This window comes from Pseudomonas sp. RIT-PI-o, from assembly GCF_001297215.1.
Lineage (GTDB): Bacteria > Pseudomonadota > Gammaproteobacteria > Pseudomonadales > Pseudomonadaceae > Aquipseudomonas > Aquipseudomonas moraviensis_A.
Map to the genome: position 1 here is coordinate 95,557 of NZ_LHPA01000041.1, position 18,688 is coordinate 114,244.

At 57.2% G+C, this 18,688-nt stretch carries 18 protein-coding genes; 8 read left to right on the forward strand and 10 right to left on the reverse strand.

Going from position 1 to position 18,688, the window contains the following annotated elements; all coding sequences use genetic code 11:
* Window positions 1–4: 4 nt before the first annotated feature.
* From argR to acs, 7 genes are all read right to left on the reverse strand, one after another.
* On the reverse strand, window positions 5–985 hold the full coding sequence (gene argR / locus AEQ63_RS22740) for a transcriptional regulator ArgR (RefSeq protein WP_042607205.1): 981 nt from the start codon (window positions 983–985) through the stop codon (window positions 5–7).
* Window positions 986–1,234: 249 nt separating this feature from the next.
* A complete protein-coding gene (locus tag AEQ63_RS22745; protein WP_042607206.1) occupies window positions 1,235–1,999 on the reverse strand; it encodes an ABC transporter ATP-binding protein in 765 nt (254 codons plus the stop codon).
* Window positions 2,000–2,026: 27 nt separating this feature from the next.
* On the reverse strand, window positions 2,027–3,139 hold the full coding sequence (locus tag AEQ63_RS22750; protein WP_064364881.1) for a succinylglutamate desuccinylase/aspartoacylase family protein: 1,113 nt from the start codon (window positions 3,137–3,139) through the stop codon (window positions 2,027–2,029).
* Between the two features lies 1 nt (window position 3,140).
* Window positions 3,141–3,839, reverse strand: a complete 699-nt coding sequence (locus AEQ63_RS22755; RefSeq protein WP_042607208.1) for an ABC transporter permease — start codon at window positions 3,837–3,839, stop codon at window positions 3,141–3,143.
* On the reverse strand, window positions 3,836–4,525 hold the full coding sequence (locus AEQ63_RS22760) for an ABC transporter permease (protein WP_016773583.1): 690 nt from the start codon (window positions 4,523–4,525) through the stop codon (window positions 3,836–3,838). Before AEQ63_RS22760 ends, AEQ63_RS22755 begins: the two co-directional genes overlap by 4 nt.
* 91 nt (window positions 4,526–4,616) lie before the next feature.
* Window positions 4,617–5,390: an ABC transporter substrate-binding protein gene (locus AEQ63_RS22765; RefSeq protein ID WP_039757969.1), complete on the reverse strand. Its 774-nt coding sequence runs from the start codon at window positions 5,388–5,390 to the stop codon at window positions 4,617–4,619.
* 708 nt (window positions 5,391–6,098) lie between these two features.
* Complete coding sequence (acs, locus tag AEQ63_RS22770) at window positions 6,099–8,054, reverse strand: acetate--CoA ligase (RefSeq protein WP_042607209.1); 1,956 nt, start codon at window positions 8,052–8,054, stop codon at window positions 6,099–6,101.
* Window positions 8,055–8,463: 409 nt separating this feature from the next.
* On the opposite strand from acs, the gene AEQ63_RS22775 reads away from it, so the two are divergent.
* From AEQ63_RS22775 to AEQ63_RS22800, 6 genes are all read left to right on the forward strand, one after another.
* A complete protein-coding gene (locus tag AEQ63_RS22775) occupies window positions 8,464–8,724 on the forward strand; it encodes a DUF2790 domain-containing protein (protein ID WP_042607210.1) in 261 nt (86 codons plus the stop codon).
* A gap of 550 nt (window positions 8,725–9,274) precedes the next feature.
* The gene (locus tag AEQ63_RS22780) at window positions 9,275–10,525 is read left to right on the forward strand and encodes a ribonucleotide-diphosphate reductase subunit beta (protein ID WP_064364882.1); all 1,251 of its coding nucleotides are present in this window, start codon (window positions 9,275–9,277) and stop codon (window positions 10,523–10,525) included.
* 347 nt (window positions 10,526–10,872) lie between these two features.
* Window positions 10,873–11,394, forward strand: a complete 522-nt coding sequence (locus AEQ63_RS22785; protein ID WP_064364884.1) for a BRO-N domain-containing protein — start codon at window positions 10,873–10,875, stop codon at window positions 11,392–11,394.
* 111 nt (window positions 11,395–11,505) lie between these two features.
* Complete coding sequence (locus AEQ63_RS22790) at window positions 11,506–12,438, forward strand: SH3 domain-containing protein (RefSeq protein WP_064364886.1); 933 nt, start codon at window positions 11,506–11,508, stop codon at window positions 12,436–12,438.
* A gap of 162 nt (window positions 12,439–12,600) precedes the next feature.
* A complete protein-coding gene (locus tag AEQ63_RS22795; protein ID WP_064364888.1) occupies window positions 12,601–13,314 on the forward strand; it encodes an HNH endonuclease in 714 nt (237 codons plus the stop codon).
* 249 nt (window positions 13,315–13,563) lie between these two features.
* Complete coding sequence (locus tag AEQ63_RS22800) at window positions 13,564–14,550, forward strand: hypothetical protein (protein ID WP_064364890.1); 987 nt, start codon at window positions 13,564–13,566, stop codon at window positions 14,548–14,550.
* 3 nt (window positions 14,551–14,553) lie between these two features.
* Here the strand turns inward: AEQ63_RS22800 and AEQ63_RS22805 are convergent, their stop codons facing one another.
* Both AEQ63_RS22805 and AEQ63_RS22810 read right to left on the reverse strand, forming a co-directional pair.
* Entirely contained in the window at window positions 14,554–15,243 is a 690-nt protein-coding gene (locus tag AEQ63_RS22805) for a DUF6933 domain-containing protein (RefSeq protein WP_064364892.1), read from the reverse strand.
* Between the two features lie 77 nt (window positions 15,244–15,320).
* A complete protein-coding gene (locus tag AEQ63_RS22810; protein WP_064364893.1) occupies window positions 15,321–16,136 on the reverse strand; it encodes a sulfite exporter TauE/SafE family protein in 816 nt (271 codons plus the stop codon).
* A gap of 113 nt (window positions 16,137–16,249) precedes the next feature.
* On the opposite strand from AEQ63_RS22810, the gene AEQ63_RS22815 reads away from it, so the two are divergent.
* Both AEQ63_RS22815 and AEQ63_RS22820 read left to right on the forward strand, forming a co-directional pair.
* On the forward strand, window positions 16,250–17,017 hold the full coding sequence (locus tag AEQ63_RS22815; RefSeq protein ID WP_064364896.1) for an AraC family transcriptional regulator: 768 nt from the start codon (window positions 16,250–16,252) through the stop codon (window positions 17,015–17,017).
* Window positions 17,018–17,110: 93 nt separating this feature from the next.
* Complete coding sequence (locus AEQ63_RS22820; RefSeq protein ID WP_064364898.1) at window positions 17,111–17,428, forward strand: hypothetical protein; 318 nt, start codon at window positions 17,111–17,113, stop codon at window positions 17,426–17,428.
* 36 nt (window positions 17,429–17,464) lie between these two features.
* Here the strand turns inward: AEQ63_RS22820 and AEQ63_RS22825 are convergent, their stop codons facing one another.
* Window positions 17,465–18,520 carry an MBL fold metallo-hydrolase gene (locus AEQ63_RS22825; protein WP_064364900.1) on the reverse strand — a complete coding sequence of 352 codons (1,056 nt, stop codon included), beginning with the start codon at window positions 18,518–18,520 and terminating at the stop codon, window positions 17,465–17,467.
* Window positions 18,521–18,688 lie beyond the last annotated feature (168 nt).

Sequence of the window (18,688 nt, forward strand, 5' to 3'; positions counted from 1 at the left end):
GCGATCAGCCCCGCTCCGGTGGCATTGACGACAATTCGAACGGGCTGCTGCTGCGCCGCTGGTTGCGATCTTCCCGCGGCGTGGCACCGAAGAAGTTGCGGTAGGCGCTGGAGAAATGCGGCCCCGAGGAGAAGCCGCAAGAGAGGCCGATCTGGATGATCGACTTGCTGGTCTGCATCAACATCTGCCGGGCCTTGTTCAAACGCAGCTCGAGGTAGTACTGGCTCGGCACGCGGTTGAGGTATTGCTTGAAGATCCGCTCCAGTTGCCGACGGGATACGCACACGTGCTGGGCGATTTCGTCGGTGGTCAGCGGCTCTTCGATGTTGGCTTCCATCAGCAACACCGCTTGGGTCAGTTTCGGATGGCTGGAGCCGAGGCGATTCTGCAATGGAATGCGCTGACGCTCACCGCCCTCGCGGATGCGCTCGACCACCAGTTCTTCCGACACCGCACCGGCCAGTTCCGCGCCGTGATCACGAGCGAGCACCGCCAGCAGCAGGTCGAGCACCGACATGCCACCGCAGGCGGTCAGACGATCGCGATCCCAGTCGAACAGATGGCTGGTGGCGATGACTTTCGGGAAGCGCTCAGCGAAATCGTCCTGCCAGCGCCAATGCACGGCGGCGCGATACCCGTCGAGCAACCCGAGCTGGGCCAGCGGATAGACACCGGCCGACAGACCACCGATCACGCAACCGGCGCGCACCACTTGCTTGAGCGCGCTGCTCAGCGCCGGCGCCAGGGTAGTCGGCGGCTCGTCAGCGAGCAGAAAGAGTTTCTGGAAGTTTTCAAGCTTGCCGGCCCAGGGTTCACCGGGCAATTGCCAGGCACCTTCGGCAGGCGGCTCGGCCTGCAGGAACGACAATTCGTAAACCACATCCGGGTGCACCCGCTGCGCAACACGCAAGGCCTCCTCCGCCAGCGCCAGCGTCAAGGCTTTAGTGCTGGGCCAAATCAGGAAACCAATTCGATGGGCAGTCATGGGCGGGCAATCCGAAACGAACAACGGTGATGAAGGCATGGGCCAATGCTAGCCCGGAAATGAACACAATTCACAAGACAGCGCAGATCCCTTGTAGGAGTGAGCCTGCTCGCGATAGCGGTGGTTCAGGCAATCATAATGTTGACTGTTACACCGCTATCGCGAGCAGGCTCACTCCTACAGGGAACTTTGTCAGCTCCCGAAGGCTGCGAAGCATGACCTAATCGAGTGCACAACGGCAGCGCTGATTTATTTCAGGCTACCCGACAGGAATTGCTGCAAACGCTCCGACTGCGGGTTGACCAGCACTTCGCGCGGGTTGCCGCTTTCTTCGACGACGCCTTTGTGCAGGAATACCAACTGGTTCGACACTTCACGGGCGAAGCCCATTTCGTGGGTCACGACGACCATGGTGCGGCCTTCCTGCGCCAGCGCCTGCATGACTTTCAGCACGTCGCCGACCAGTTCCGGGTCAAGGGCCGAGGTCGGTTCGTCGAACAGCATCACTTCCGGCTCCATCGCCAGCGCCCGGGCGATCGCCACGCGCTGCTGCTCGCCGCCGGACATGTGCCCCGGGAACGCGTCCTTGCGATGGGCGACGCCGACCTTGTTCAGGTAGTGCTCGGCTTTCTCGCGGGCTTCGGCTTTGGACACGCCGAGCACATGCACCGGCGCTTCCATGATGTTTTCCAGCGCAGTCATGTGCGACCACAGATTGAAATGCTGGAACACCATCGACAGGCGCGAACGCATGCGCTGCAGCTGCTTCGGGTCGGCGGCTTTCAGCGCGCCGTCCTTGTTCGCCACCAGTTTCAGCTCTTCGTTGTTGAGCAGGATCCTGCCGGCGTGCGGCTGCTCGAGCAGGTTGATGCAGCGCAGGAAAGTACTTTTGCCGGAGCCACTGGAGCCGATGATGCTGATCACATCGCCGGCGGCGGCTTTCAGGGACACGCCCTTGAGCACTTCGTGACTGCCATAGCGTTTATGCAGGTCTTGGACTTCAAGTTTGTACATGCGGTCGGTTCTCACAAAAACAGTCAGTCAGTCGTTGAGCAAGCGCCCGTGACGCAGCGCTTCGCGCCCCGCCACCTTGGCCAGCCAGAAACCGGGTTGGGCATAGCGCAGCCGTTCAATGGCAAACAGCACCCCGGACGTACCAGCACTTACCGTGCTGACCCGATCGGACACAGGGTCGATCACTTGAAAAATCTCGTCGCCCGCCTCGACCCATTCGCCGGGCCTGCGGGAAAAACTCACCACACCGGGGTGCGGCGCAAACAACAATTCGGTGCCTTCGAAGGGCATGCCTTCGCAATGCTCAAACGCCGGGTCCGGCCACTCGCCAGTGATCAGGCCTTGCTCGGCCAGAAACGCCAGAATGCCTTCGGCGTAAGCCTCGGCTTCGACACGACCGGTGTCGGCCTGCCCGCCCAGCTCGATGGTCGTCGCCAGACAGGCCAGCGGAATCTGCGCATCGGGGAACTGCCGCGACAGGCGCAGCCACGGTAGCGAGCACGCCTCGTCGAAGGAGCTGCCACCGGAATCTTCCGCGAGCAAACCGACCTTGACGTTCAGATGCGCCGACAGTGAACGCCACTGCGGCCAGTGCTGCGGCAGCGCGTACATGTGCAGCGCGGCTTCGGCGTCGCAGTGCAAATCCAGTACCACGTCGGCGGTGCAGGCGTGGCTGAGCAACACCCGCTGCATGCCTTGCAACTGGCTGCTCGCCTCTGGCAGCGCGGCCAGGTGATCGGCCATGGCCTGACGGATCAGCCGCACGTTGGCATGCGGATCATCACCGAGCCTGTCGCCCAGCGCGGCCGCGACCGGCGCGCTCAGCTCGACGAAATCACGGTTGAAATTCTTGCCGCTGCCCGCCTCGAAACGGCCCTGGAAATTACCTTGCAGCAATTGCCCCAGGCCAATCGGATTGGCCACCGGCACCAGCTCGATCACACCGTTGAGCAAGCCCTGGGCTTCGAGTTCGCCGAGACGCTTTTTCAGCTCCCAGGCAGTGCGCATGCCCGGCAATTCATCAGCATGCAGGCTGGCCTGGATGTAGGCCTTGCGCTCGCCGCTACCAAACCGGAAAACCGAAACCTTGCGCTCGCTGCCCAGATGGCTCCATGGCAATACGTGATCGATGCGTTGCATATCAGTGCTTCCGTGGCGCGAGGTAGCTCAACCAGCGACGCTCGGCCAGTTTGAACAGCTTGACCAGAATGAAGGTCAGGCACAGGTAGAACACGCCGGCGGTGATGTACGCCTCGAACGGCAGATAGAACTGCGCGTTGACGGTACGCGCCGCGCCGGTGATGTCGATCAGGGTCACGATCGACGCCAGACTGGTGGTCTGCAGCATCATGATCACTTCGTTGCTGTACTGCGGCAGCGCCCGGCGCAGGGCCGACGGCAGCAGAATGCGCTTGTACAGTTTGAAGCGCGACATGCCCATGGCCTTGGCCGCTTCGATCTCACCGTTCGGAGTGGCCTTGAGGCTGCCGGCGATGATCTCTGCGGTGTAGGCGCTGGTGTTGATCGCAAAGGCCAGGCAGGCGCAGAACGTCGCGCTCGACAGCCATGGCCACAAGAAGCTTTCGCGCACCGCTTCGAACTGGGCCAGACCGTAGTAGATCAGGAACAGCTGCACCAGCATCGGCGTGCCACGAATCACGTAGGTGTACAGCCACGCCGCGCCATTGATCAGCGGGTTTTTCGAGACGCGCATCAGCCCCAGCGGCAACGCCGCGAGCAAGCCGAAGAACAGCGACAGCGCAAGCAGTTTGAGGGTGGTCAGCAGGCCGCCGAAGTACAGCGGCAGCGCCTCCCAAATGACGTTGTAGTCGAAGATCATAGATCAGCCGCCCTTACGCCTACCGAGTAGCGCTTCTCAAGGTGACGCAATGCCAGCAACGAAACACTGGTGATCACCAGGTACATCGCCGCCACTGCGAGGAAGAAGGTGAAAGGCTCACGCGTGGCATCCGCCGCCTGCTTGGCCTTGAACATCATGTCTTGCAGACCGACCACGGAAATCAGCGCGGTGGCCTTGGTCAGTACCAGCCAGTTGTTGGTAAAGCCCGGGATGGCCAGACGAATCATCTGCGGCACCATCACCCGGAAGAACACCTGAAAACTGCTCATGCCGTAGGCCATGCCCGCTTCGGCCTGGCCTTTGGGGATCGCCATGAAAGCGCCACGGAAGGTTTCCGACAGGTACGCACCGAAGATGAAACCGAGGGTGCCGATACCGGCGGCCAGCGGGTTCAGGTCGATGTAGTCGTCATAGCCGAGCATTGGCGCCACGCGGTTGAGCAGGTCCTGACCGCCGTAAAAGATCAGCAGGATCAGCACCAGGTCGGGAATCCCGCGGATCACCGTCGAATACAGGTCGCCCAGCCACGCCAGCCAGCGCACCGGCGACAGGCGCAATGCAACACCGATCAGCCCGAGAACGATGGCCAGAGCCATGGACGACAAGGCGAGCTGAAGCGTCAGCCATGCGCCATCGAGGATGACAGCCCCGTAGCCTTTCAACATGATTCAGGTCCTCGAAAGTTGGGATGAAAAAATGGCGCAAACCGCAGAGATTCTGTTGCTTGCGCCATTTCGGACTTGTCGCAGAGACGTCTTACTTGCCGTAGATATCGAAGGCGAAGTACTTGTCCTGGATTGCTTTGTATTTGCCGTTTTCACGGATGGCCGCGATGGCAGTGTTGATCTTGTCTTTCAGGGCGTCGCCCTTGCGCACCGCGATACCTACGCCGTCGCCGAAGTATTTGACGTCGGTGAAGGCCGGGCCGACGAACGCGAAGCCCTTGCCAGCGTCGGTTTTCAGGAAACCGTCGTCGAGCAGGGTGGCGTCAGCCACGGTACCGTCGAGACGACCGGCGGCCACGTCGAGGTAGATTTCGTTCTGCGAGCCGTACGGCTTGATCTCGGCGCCCAGTGGAGCGAGGACCTCGCGGGCGAAACGCTCGTGGATCGAACCACGCTGTACGCCGATGTTCTTGCCCTTCAGTTCAGCCAGGTTTTCGCTGACCTGAGTGCCGGCCTTCATGACCAGACGCGCCGGGGTGTTGTAGTACTTGTTGGTGAAGTCGACCGACTTCTTGCGGTCTTCGGTGATCGACATCGACGACAGGATCGCGTCGATCTTGCGCACTTTCAGCGCCGGGATCAGACCGTCGAACTCTTGCTCGACCCACACGCACTTGACCTTCATTTCTTCGCACAGCGCATTGCCGATGTCGTAGTCGAAACCGACGATGCTGCCGTCCGGAGCTTTCGAGGCGAATGGAGGGTAAGCCGCTTCGATGCCGATCTTCACAGGTTTTTCGTCAGCGACGGCATTCAACGACAGCACGGACAGTGCCAGGGCGCCAAGCAGCACAAGTTTCTTCATCTTGGGACTCCATCGGTAAAGGGCAAAAACGGCAGAGTGAGCGACAGCCCAATATGCGAATGGGTGAATCGGAAATCGGTTGCGCATCGGCGGAAATTTCCCGTTGAAACCGCAGGCGATTTCAACATCAGCCACGATGAGCGAGTGATCGGCATTCTAACGACAGGCCCGAAGCCGATATTTCTTCAATGCGACAACTAATTACAGATGCACCGAGAAAGCGGTTTGAGCTCATTGACAGCCCTGCAATTTCATGCAAGAGCGAAAGACAGTGAACCGATACATATTGCAAGTTGCGGGCCCATTATTCGCAAACCCTTCTAATCCGGCAAGCGCAGCGTTGTGTCTTATTTTTCACTGGTGGCTGCGAGGCTCTGGAACGGGGCATGACGTTTCCCTTCGCCCCGGTTTGGCGCAGGGGGTTACACATTGGGTTGTGACGGGTAACAGAAGCAAGGGTCCTGCGGCGCAGATCGATAATTATTGGTTGGGGTGTTGCGGTTTCCTACAAGCGGCTACAGCGGCGTCTGACAGATTGCTATCGCGAGCAGGCTCACTCCTACAGTGACTGCATTCCAACTGAAGAAACCCAATCCCCTGTAGGAGCGAGCCTGCTCGCGAAGAGGCCAGCCCGGCCACCACAAAACCTCCAGACACAAAAAAGCCCCGTCCGGTAATACCGGACGGGGCTTTCTGTGCTTCTAACGCTTAAGCAACATTCATGGTCTTGTGCGTATCAATCAAATGCTGCACCACACCCGGATCCGCCAAGGTCGAGATATCCCCCAACCCGTCGTATTCCGCCGTGGCGATCTTGCGCAGAATCCGGCGCATGATCTTGCCCGAACGGGTTTTCGGCAGCCCCGGCGCCCACTGGATCACGTCCGGCGAAGCAATCGGGCCGATCTCCTTGCGCACCCAGTTCTTCAGCTCCAGACGCAACTGCTCGGTCGGCTCCTCGCCGTTCTTCAAGGTTACATAGACATAGATGCCCTGCCCCTTGATGTCATGCGGCACACCCACCACCGCCGCTTCAGCGACTTTCGGATGCGCAACCATCGCGCTCTCGATCTCGGCGGTGCCCATGCGGTGGCCGGACACGTTGAGCACGTCGTCCACGCGCCCGGTGATCCAGTAGTAACCGTCGGCGTCACGACGCGCGCCGTCACCGGTGAAGTACATGCCACGGAAAGTCTTGAAGTAGGTATCGACAAAGCGGTCGTGATCGCCATACAGCGTGCGCGCCTGGCCTGGCCACGAATCGAGAATCACCAGATTGCCTTCGGCCTCGCCCTCGATGATGTTACCGAGGTTGTCGACCAGCGCCGGCACCACGCCGAAGAACGGACGCGCCGCCGAACCCGGTTTCAGCGCATGAGCCCCCGGCAGCGGGCTCATCATGTTGCCGCCGGTCTCGGTCTGCCACCAGGTATCGACGATCGGGCAACGGGACTTGCCGACATTCTTGTAGTACCAGTCCCAGGCTTCCGGGTTGATCGGCTCGCCCACCGAGCCGAGCAGACGCAGGCTACTGCCATCGGCGCCCTCGACCGCGGCCTGACCCGAAGCCATCATCGCGCGGATCGCGGTCGGCGCGGTGTAGAGAATGTTGACCTTGTGCTTGTCGATGATCTTCGCCACCCGGGTGATGTCCGGGTAATTCGGCACACCCTCGAACAGCACGGTGGTCGCGCCATTGGCCAGCGGGCCGTAGACGATGTAACTGTGGCCGGTGACCCAGCCGACGTCGGCGGTGCACCAGTAGATTTCGCCCGGGCGGTAGTCGAACACGCGCTCGTGGGTCATCGCCGCATAGAGCAGATAACCGCCGGTGGTGTGCTGCACGCCCTTCGGCTTGCCGGTGGAGCCGGAGGTATAAAGGATGAACAGCGCTTCTTCGGCGCCCATCTCTTTCGGCGCGCAAACGGTGCCCGCGACTTTCATCAGGTCTTCGTACCAGATGTCGCGATGCTGGTTCCACTTGATGTCGCCACCGGTGCGCTTGCAGACGATGACTTTCTGGATGCTGCTGGTTTCCGGGTTGGTCAGGGCGTCGTCGACGTTGGCCTTGAGGGAAATCTTCTTGCCGGCGCGGATACCTTCGTCAGCGGTGATCACCACTTTCGATTTGCAGTCGATGATGCGACCGGCCAGGGCTTCCGGCGAGAAACCACCGAACACCACCGAGTGAATCGCGCCGATCCGGGTGCAGGCCAGCATGGCGACCACGGCTTCGGGGATCATCGGCATGTAAATGGTCACCACGTCGCCACGGTGCACATCCTGACCACGCAGGGCGTTGGCCAGTTTGCACACTTGCTCGTGCAGTTCGCGGTAGGTGATGTTGCGGCTTTCGGAAGGATCGTCGCCTTCCCAGATGATCGCGATTTGATCGCCGCGCTCGGCCAGATGACGGTCGAGGCAGTTGTAGGAAACGTTGAGGGTGCCGTCGGCAAACCACTTGATGTCGACATGGTGATCGTCGAACGAGGTCTGTTTCACCGTGGTGAAGGGCTTGATCCAGTCCAGACGCTGGGCTTGCTCGCGCCAGAAGCCGTCAGGGTTGACGACCGACTGCTGGTACATGGCTTTGTAGGTCGCCTCGTCAGTCAGCGTGTTTGCCAGAACCTCGGGACGAACGGGATACAGAGAAGCCGCACTCATCTTTCCTACCTCGGTGTAATAGTTGTTTTTGTATGACCCCGTTGTAGCCGGGTGGGCCCCATAGAACCATTCGACGATGGTTGTAGGAGCTGCCGCAGGCTGCGATCTTTTGATCTCCAAAGCAAGATCAATAGATCGCAGCCTCGTTGCACTCGACAGCTCCTACAAGGGCCGTGCGGGGGATTGTTACCAAATATGCCAAAAGTGTTTATCAAAACCCGGTCTGTTTACCCCGCGCCCGACTCCCTAAAATTGACCTCGCCAACAAGGCAACCGCGATTAACAACGTTACAGCCCCCACGAAGGCCGTTAATCCAGCTCTCCAAGTAACGCATCAAATACCCAAGCTCCACACGCAACCCTAAAAAGGTTGCGTGACCCCACTCGACCTCAAAAAGGTGAATTAGAAATGAAAGCTTTATTGGTTCTGGCCCTCAGCAGTCTGTGCGCAACCGCCATGGCAAACGAGGGTCCGACTGATGTCGCACAGCAACAACCGGTTATCGAGGAATACACCTACTCCACACACCTGGACATCGCCAAAGTTGTATCGATGAGCGAAATTCCAAATGTCTGCGAAGTAGTACCGGCAAAAATGGAATACGACGACTCCAAAGGCCAACGCCACATCCTGCGCTACAGCATCATGGGCAACGGCTGCACGAACTGAATCAGACTGCACCGAATCGGATCGCTCAGCGCTACATTGAGGGTCGATTCCAGCCCGGCTTCGGTCGGGCTCAGTTGTGTCTGGAGACGCCCATAAGGGTTGCAAAACACAAGATATAGTGAAAACCGCACTTTTCTGGCTATTTTTTAAACAGAAAACCATCTGCCAAAAATTTAACGAAAAAAAATCTGCAGGCGCTGAATCCGCGCAAAGCCCTGTAATCCCTCGGTCGGATCGAAATCCACCCCCTCCCCGGCCTCGCCATGAGCCGATTCGCCGCACCACGCCGGTAAAAATTTCCCTATAATGCCGCCCCATACGGGTCAGCAATATTCCCTTACAGGGAGCAAAAGCCATTCTGAAGCCCCGCAACAGTGCCAGACGCTGATTGCGCCCATCAGAGGCTCTCGGAACCCGTCAAAATTTCTGTTTATTTGCCTGCGTGCAGCGCTGCAAAAAACGACATCCAACGCGGCTTGTTTGGCCGTGTGAAAAACCAACCCATCAGGTTTCACACGGGCACAAGCCCTCACGCAGGAGACGACACGTCATGCTGAGCTGGGACGAATTCGATAAAGAAGACGGTGAAGTCGCAACCGTGAAAGGCGCCAACGCCGGCCACGCAAGCGAAGCCAACATGGACCGCCTCGACAACGCCGGCGGCGCCGCGGCGCTCGAAGCCCGCGCCGTGACCGCCGACGACTCGGCCGCCGTGGCCCGCGCCAAGGCTGCACTGAACTCCCTCGACGTCGCCGAAGGCCTCGCCGAACTCGAAGGCGCCTCCGCCCGTGTCGCCGTTGACGAAAAGCGCATGATCAACTGCCGCGCCGACCTCAACCAACTCGTGCCATTCAAGTACGACTGGGCCTGGCAGAAGTACCTGGACGGTTGCGCAAACCACTGGATGCCGCAAGAAGTCAACATGACCGCCGACATCGCCCTCTGGAAAAACCCGGAAGGCCTGACCGACGACGAGCGCCGCATCGTCATGCGCAACCTCGGCTTCTTCTCCACCGCCGACTCCCTGGTTGCCAACAACCTGGTCCTGGCCGTGTACCGCCTGATCACCAACCCGGAATGCCGCCAGTACATCCTGCGCCAGGCTTTCGAAGAAGCGATCCACACCCACGCCTACCAGTACTGCATCGAATCGCTGGCCATGGATGAAGGCGAAATCTTCAACATGTACCACGAGATTCCATCGGTCGCGAAAAAAGCAGCCTGGGGCCTGAAGTACACCCGCTCGATCTCCGATCCAAAGTTCGAAACCGGCACCCCGGACACCGACAAAGAATTGCTGCGCAACCTGATCGCCTACTACTGCGTTCTGGAAGGCATCTTCTTCTATTGCGGCTTCACCCAAATCCTCTCCATGGGCCGCCGCAACAAAATGACCGGCGTCGCCGAGCAGTTCCAATACATCCTGCGCGACGAATCCATGCACCTGAACTTCGGCATCGACGTGATCAACCAGATCAAAATCGAAAACCCACATTTGTGGGATGCCGAGATGAAAGAAGAAGCGACCCAGATGATTTTGCAGGGTACGCAGCTGGAGATCGAATACGCGCGCGACACCATGCCACGCGGGGTGTTGGGTATGAATGCGGCGATGATGGAGGATTATCTGAAATTCATTGCTAACCGTCGGTTGTCGCAGATTGGTTTGAAGGAAGAGTATCCGGGGACTACGAATCCGTTCCCTTGGATGAGCGAGATCATGGACTTGAAGAAAGAGAAGAATTTCTTTGAGACTCGCGTGATCGAATACCAAACTGGTGGTGCGTTGAGCTGGGACTAATAGTCTAGCTCGGTGCGATTTGACGATTGCGGTTTGAGTCGGCGAATCGAGAAAGCAAAAAGCCCCGATCTGATCGGGGCTTTTTAATGGGCGATAGGTAATCTTTTTACGCCTACGTCACAACGTTCAATCTCCTACATCACTTACAGTCGCTTCCCATTGAAGCGTGCTGCGAGCACTACTAAGCTTTATCCCAGGTGCCTAAGAAACGCCCAACGTAGAAAGCTTGGTCAGTGACACAGACGTGTAATTCGTCGGTGGCAACTGCTCTGCTCGTTGGGATTTCTTAAGTCCGCTCTACGTTGGGGTCCGGCCCTCCCAAAATCCAAAACGTAGAGGTCATAGATATGTCTGATCCATGCTCGGTAACAGTCTTCTCTCGCCACAATCTTTCTCTGCATGCCCTTCTACTCGAAAACCAGACATGGTTCTCCGCCCGCGATGTCGGCCGCTTGATGGGTTTCCATCTCAATGATCGGGTGGTCAACAAGCTAGATAGCGATCAACGCCGCGTCATGTGGATTGAGTACTTTCGAGAACCAGACCAGCATCTGATGCTCAGTGAGTCCGGGGTGTATGCGCTGTTGGTGTATCACTACGTACCGGAGAATCGGTTGTTGCGGGAGTGGCTGACCAACGAGGTAGTGCCAACCTTGCGCGATGGGCAGGATTCAGGAGATTCAAATCGGCCGATGCTGAGTTTGTTGGATTGGCCGGAGATGTCGTTGAGTTTGCTGCATTGGCAGGATGAGGGCTGGATTCGGCTCAGGGATATGCCTTATCTATTAAATGAACCGACCAAACGAGAGATGAAAGCAGCCAAGCCATGGTGGCAAAGACTACTACTGTCGAAACAGTCAATCAGCTGACGAGACCGCATATTGAAAGATCAGATGCACAGCCTCATCTGTAGGATTATTCCTGGACACCTATGATGGCCAATACGTATCGTTCGAGGAATTTCAAGCCTCGGACGATTTATGGATACTGTGATTGGCATCAACGCTTGGAGCGAAGAGGAGATTGAGGCAACGGTAGAAGCCTACTTTCAGATGCTTTTAAGCGAAAAAAGTGGCCAACCTATGAATAAGGCGCATGTAAATCGTGTACTGCGTGAAGGCCCTCTATCCGGCCGGACGAAGGGCTCAATCGAGTTCCGCATGCAAAATATTTCTACTGTATTTGAGCAGTTAGGCATACAACGAATTTCGGGCTATAAACCCTCGAACAATATCGGCGCCAATGTAAGCAACAGCATTCGCAACGCTGTCGTGCGATTAACTGAATTTGACATATCTAAATTAGGCCCAGAGTGGTTCGAAAGGCAAAAGAGCTCTTTTCTATTCAATTATCTAACGGCACATTCGTCAGAAGCCATTCGAACAACCAAAGAACTTAGCGCCGAAGCATCCGACCTTGATTCCTATGCGGAAAACCAATCCGAAACGCTCGCTAACCGGTCAAAACTAGAAGAGGAAATAGTTAGCGTCATCGAGCGAGGCGGAAAACTTACTGAGCTCTCTTTCGAAGCTCATCGATATCTGACTGTATTCCTTAGTTTTTTCTGGGAAAAATTACAGAAATTTCTTAATATCGTTGCATTGATAGCACTAATCACCACTTACCAAAACAATATAGACGCTTCAAAAACCTCTGAAGAAATACGCTCATCCGTTCGGGCACTCTCAAAAGGCCAAAGAGCTTTCCTCCAAGGTCAGAGTATTGTAACTGGCCATGAAGTAATCCTTAGAAAAGAACCCAACAAAAACTCAGCCGAACTGACCCGTTTAGAGAAGGGAGTTTGGATAGAAAATTTAGAAGGCGATACATCTGACTGGATCCATGTCAGAGCAGAAGTTAACGATGAACATATCGATGGTTGGATATATAGAAGCTATTTAGTAAAAATTTAAATTATCAGACTCACAGTGCTCACGCTAATGCCTATCGCAACGGTGCTCGCCCTCATCCTAGGAGGACGCGAATGAAAAATCCTCCAGCGGCGTAGGAAATTTCGTGGACATCAGTGATGGCCACTCAGTATCGTCCGAGGGTTTTCAACCCTCGGCGATTGTATGGACACGGAAAAAAGTAACAGCGATTGGAGTGAGGTCGAGATTCAGGCGGCAGTCGATGCCTATCTCAAGATGCTGGCACGCGAGCAGAGCGGTCAGAAATTCGTCAAGACGGAGGAAAATCGCATTTTGCGTGAAGGCCCATTAGCCGGTCGGACTAAGGGTTCTGTTGAATTCCGGATGCAGAACATCTCTACAGTGCTGGTTGAGATGGGTAGAACGCGCATTGAAGGCTACAAACCGGCCAAGAATGTCGGGGCGAATGTCGCGCGTAGCATTCGGATGGCGCTTGATGCTTCCACTGTTCTGACACTTGAAGATTCCGATCCAACGGCGGACGAAGCATTGCTTGAGCAACGCGCGGCTAAATTTGAGCGAAAGCAATTTGATTACGTTCCTAAGGGGATAAAAACACCAATCCAAACGACTTCCACTAGAAAGGTTTATTTTCGCGATCCTGAATTGAGGGGCTGGGTTCGTCAGCAAGCCAATGGAAAGTGCGAAGGTTGTGGCAAAGCAGCGCCATTTGAAAAGAATGGGAAACCGTTTTTAGAAGTGCATCACGTCAAGCACATGTCGCAAAAGGGTTCGGACCTTGAGACGAATGTTGTGGCGTTGTGTCCCAACTGTCACCAACGTTGCCATCATTCGGACGACAGAGAGGCTTTCACTGCTTGGCTGTATGACAACGTTGGAAGACTCGAAAAGGAATAATCGCGTTTATCTGACTAACCGTATTTGTTGTTCCTGGGCCGCTTCGCAGCCCAGCGGGAGCAAGCTCCTTCGCCACACGGTGATGCTTAGCCTGCAATGGCGGGTGTGAGTATTGAAATCTGGTTGATGCCCAGAATACCCAGCAGGCTGGCTGCCACAGTTTCCACATCATCCTGAAAACAATCAGTGCAACCCGCGCCGCCTCCCGCTATTAATACCCCTCCCCCACTCAAGGATCCGAGCCCCACCATGAAATTCGATCTCGCCTACTGCCTCAGCCTCGACGACAAGTTGTCGATCTATGACGTTCGCGATCTCAATTTCGATGAGACGGTGGCGTTTGACTCGGCGAAGGAGCGCTTTCAGTGCCCCAACGATGCTTGTCGTTCGGCGTTTGAGGCTTCCAACGAGTTGGGTACGTTCAACGCGAAGAACGTGAATTACGTGCGCACGCCGCATTTCAAGAATCTGCCCACTACGCAGCATGTGGCGGGTTGTCCGTATGTGAATTTGAAGGCTTCAGCGTCTGGCACTGAGACGGCAGATGGTGAGGTGGATGACGGGCGTGAGGAACATTTCCCCTCGGAGTTGCTGCTGACCCGCCGTGAGTATGTGCGCAAGCCTGTCGCGCCAGCGGGGGCGGCGGATGTGTTGCGCGATGATCCGGTGCGGGTGGCGGCGGACAGTGGTAAAGAGTCAGCCAGTCGTGAGACGGCGCCGGACAAGACCAGTGTGTTTGCGCATCCGGTGGAGTGCTTTGTTTCGAACTTCGCGGACAAGGAGTTGCTCAAGCGGATGCCGTTGAAGGTCGGTGAGCATTCGGCGCCTTACAGTTCGTTCTTCAAGAAGATCGAGTATCTGACGGACAACAAGGGGCTGATTTACTGGGGGCGGATCAAGAAGATCGAGGACTTCCACAGTGCCAGTTTTCGTATCGATTTCGAGGACAAGGTCTGGTTCAAGAAGCCCGAGGACAGTAAGAAGAAGCCGTATCCGGTCAGCGTTTATCTGAACAAGAAGCTGATCGACAACTACCGCAAGCGCAAGGCGTTTCTGGAAGAGATCAAGTACGCGGTGGATAGCGACAAGGCGTTGTTCTGTTTCTTTTATGGGGTGACGCCGGAGTTGAAGCAGGTGCCCGGCAAGAAGAACCCCGAAAAGCCTTTCGAGGTCTTCAATGCCAATATCGAGAACCTGGATCACTTCATTATTCGTGAAGCGCCGGGTCTGGAGTAAAAATCAGTTGATGCGTAGCCCTTCCTCTAACGTCTCAATCTCCCGCTCCGCCTCCCTGCGTCGCTCAAGTGCAGCCTGAACGCCCGGTTTTTCCACCCCGCAATACTGACGCAACCAATGAGCGAGCATTTCTTCATCAGGGCGGAAGTAATCCTTTCGCTCCTTGGCGTTTCGAATTTGCGAGTTCATTTGCGCATCGAAACCGATGGCTGCACGTTCGCCTTGGGGCAAGCAGCCCCACTCAGCCGCGCAATCTTCGAAAAACCAGGCGATCTGTTCGATGTGCTTTTGTGCGCTGCGATGGCCACGACGATAAAAACGATGCTCGCGGCTCAGCTCTATACGATCGGTCATCATCCCCGCGTCGATCCATTGCATGAGGTCATGATTGATTGCATCGCGGATCAAACCTTCGCGCCAACGCTCCTTAAACCATTCCACAAACCCTTCAACGTCAGCCTTTTTGGCATCGGCCAGGATCACGCAATAGCGGCTTTTGATGTGCAGGACCAACAACACATGTTTGCGCTGCACAGTGATCGCGTGGATCAGCCACTGTTCGTCCGCGCCGTTCAGCTCATCATCCTCAATAACCGATGACGGCGGTTTGGTGTCCACCGGCGTGATCGTTTTGCCTTTATGAACACGGCTGAAAAACTTGCTGGCGGCTTCGGTGCAATTGAAGATCAACATCCTGGATCTCTGCTGGTGACTGGCGGGCAACGCTCAGTCGCCGATTCTGATTTCTTTCGCCCGCACCAATCAACAATTCATTCGAGCGAAATGCTCAGCAGCACGATGACGAGCAATCCAATATAGACCCAGGCATGTACCCCATCCGGTATCCGCCCAATCCACCGCGCAGCCAATCTGATCCCCAGCAACGAACCAACCGTCAGCAGCGCAAACGCCAGCACATCGACATACCCGATATACCAAACCCCCAGATCAGACTCAGTGAACCCGGCCAGCACCATGTACGTCAGCGTCCCGGCCAGCGCCACTGGCACGCTGAGTGGATTGGCCATGGATGTGGCTTGCGACATGCTCAGCCCGCAACGGCGCAGCAGCGGCACGGTCATGACGCTTCCTCCTACGCCGAGGAACGTCGCGATGGCGCCGATGCCTACACCGCCCGCGGATGTTTCCGTTGAGGTCAGTCGCCGTGGGATCGTGGCGTGGGGCTGTGTGAGAAATCCGCGGCGCAGCAGGCAATCGACGATGGTCACGCCCAGGTAGGCGATGAAGGCGTAGCGGATTACTTCGCCGCTGACCCACATGGCGGCGATGGCGCCGACGACCGCGCCCAGGCCGATAAACCCGCCCAATGGCCAAAGGTAATCCCGAATGAGATTGCCCACGCGCTGGTGTTTGCGTGTGGCGATCAGGGCGTTGACGATCATTACGCAGGTCGAGGTGGCCACGGCGATGTGCATGGCCGATTGCGCGATAGGGTCGGCGGCTGCGTGTGTGGCGGTGAGCATGCGGTAGAGCAGCGGCACGATGATGAAGCCACCGCCGAAACCGAAGAGCACGGCGCTGATGCCGGTGAGGCAGCCGAACAGTGTAAGCAGGAGGTAGAACATGGTGAGCGTCCTGGATTGGGAAGCCCACGACATTAGTCGTGGCATGCATTGGCCGGCTTCAGTAGTTCAGCCAATAATGTTCGCGTTTACGCCAATCGCCGGAACCACGCCTGATGCGCAATATTTCGATCAATCAGCTCGATGACACCCCTCGCACGGTCGTGGCCATCGGTACCGATTATTCCCACGGCCACCTACTTCCGTTTCATACGCATAGACGCGCGCAATTGCTTTACGGTGCCACCGGTGTGATGCAGGTCAGCACTCAGAACGGCAACTGGGTGGTGCCGCCGCAACGCGCGGTGTGGATTCCGCCGGGCGTGGCCCATGAGGTATTGATGCTCGGGGTGAGCACGCGCAGTGTGTATATCGAACCGGGCAAGGTGGATCTGGGGTCGGACTGCCAAGTGCTGAATGTCACGCCGCTACTGCGGCACTTATTGATGGAAGCAGTAGACGTGCCGCTGACGTACGACGAGTCTGGACGTGACGGCGCGCTGATCAATTTGCTGTTGCATGAACTGACACGCAGTGCACCCCTTCCCCTACACATTCCTATGCCTGCCGAAGGAAAGCTCCTCAGTCTGTGTCAGACCTTTCTGAACATGCCCAATACCCATCAATCCCCGCAGCATTGGGCAGACCAGTTACACATAAGCTTGCGTACCTTTAACAGATTGTTTCGGCAGCAGACCGGGCTCAGCTTCCGCCAATGGCGACAGCAAGCCTGCGTGGTGCAGGCACTGGCACGGTTGGCGGCGGGGGAAGCGGTGACGCGGATTGCCCTGGACTTCGGCTATGAAAGTCCGGCGGCCTTTTCAACGATGTTTCGGCGAGTGCTCGGTGAGGCACCGTCCGTCTGGTTGGAGGCGGCGAACTAGGCAAATTCAAAAATTGCGTTTGATCCCGGCCGAAAACAACTGTACAAAAACACAGTACATTTTCAATCAGCACTTTTGAGCCCGGAGCACACCATGGCCTCTCTTGCGATGAACCACGTCCTCGAACGCATTGCCCTTTTCCAGTTCACCCCGACCCACTGCGTCCAGGCCCGCGCCATGCTGGGCTGGAGCGTTGAGCAACTGTCCCGCGAGGCCGAGGTGGCGGTGGCAGATATTCAGCGATTCGAAACGCAGCAGGACGTGGCGGATGCCGCGAGGCTGGCACTGGCTTATCGGTTCGAGGCGCAGGGGTTGGTGTTCTTTCCGGGGTTTGCACCGGGGCGCAGTGTCAGGGCGCAGGGTATGGCGGGGGAATCCGTGGGGCGTGGGGATTTTGCGATGGCTGAATAAGCTGGCGAGGGGGATGCCCCTCACCAACTGAGCAATTCATGCGTTCTCTAACACCGCTTCCCCCTCCTCCTCCACCGCCATCCACCAAGCGCTCCCCCGTTCGGGTTGCGCAATGTTGAACGCTTCGCCCATTCGCGGTGTGGTAATGGCAATACTGCGTTCCCATGCGAGGGCGAGGATGCGGTCGAAGGGTTCTTGCCAGGCGTGCATGGCCAGGTCGAAGGTGCCGTTGTGGATCGGGAAGAGCCAGCGGCCTTTGAGGTCGATGTGGGCTTGCAGGGTTTCTTCCGGTTGCATGTGAACGTGGGGCCATTCGACGTTGTAGGCGCCGGTTTCCATCAGGGTCAGGTCGAACGGGCCGTATTGTTCGCCGATGCGTTTGAAGCCGTCGAAGTAACCGCTGTCGCCGCTGAAAAAGATGCGTGTGTCGCCGTCGATCATCACCCATGACGCCCACAGCGTGCTGTTGCCGTCGAACAAACCCCGGCCGGAGAAGTGCTGCGACGGTGTGGCGATGAAGCGGATGCCGGCGAGTTCGGTGCCCTGCCACCAGTCGTACTGGCGCACCTTGCTGGCGTCGATGCCCCATTTGATCAGGGTGTCGCCCACGCCCAGCGGGGTCAGGAAGTACGTGGTTTTCGCGGCGAGTTTGCGTACCGCTTCGTAGTCGAGATGGTCGTAATGATTGTGCGAGAGGATCACCGCCTCGATCGGCGGCAACTCGTCAATGCTGATCGGTGGCTGATGAAAGCGTTTCGGACCCGCCCACTGCACGGGCGAGGCGCGCTCGGCGAAGACCGGGTCGGTGATCCAGAACTTGTTGCGCATCTTCAGCAACAGGGTTGAATGCCCGAGGCGATAGACGCTGTGGTTGGGAGCGGCGAGCAGATCTTCGCGCGTCAGCGGCTGCACGGGAATGGCGGCGGTCGGACGAGTGTTGCGCGGTTTGTGGAAAATCATGTTCCACATGATTCGCAGCATTTTGCGCAGGCCTTCGCGTTGCACCGGCGCGTGATTGCGAAACAGCCCTTGATCCTGTCGAGAGGCTTCAGGCGTGGGAGTGTTATCCGGGAGGGAGACTGGATTGGCCATGACTGAACGACTCCGAAAAACCGTGTGCTGCACGGTATTCCACGGGGAATGAAAATGGCCAAGCTGCACGCAAGGGCCAAACGCTCTGGTTTGTAAGGTGCGAGGATTAACGCAACATTACACTGAGCGGTGTAGTTTCTAGGTTGCATCAAAGCCGACGCCAAGTAA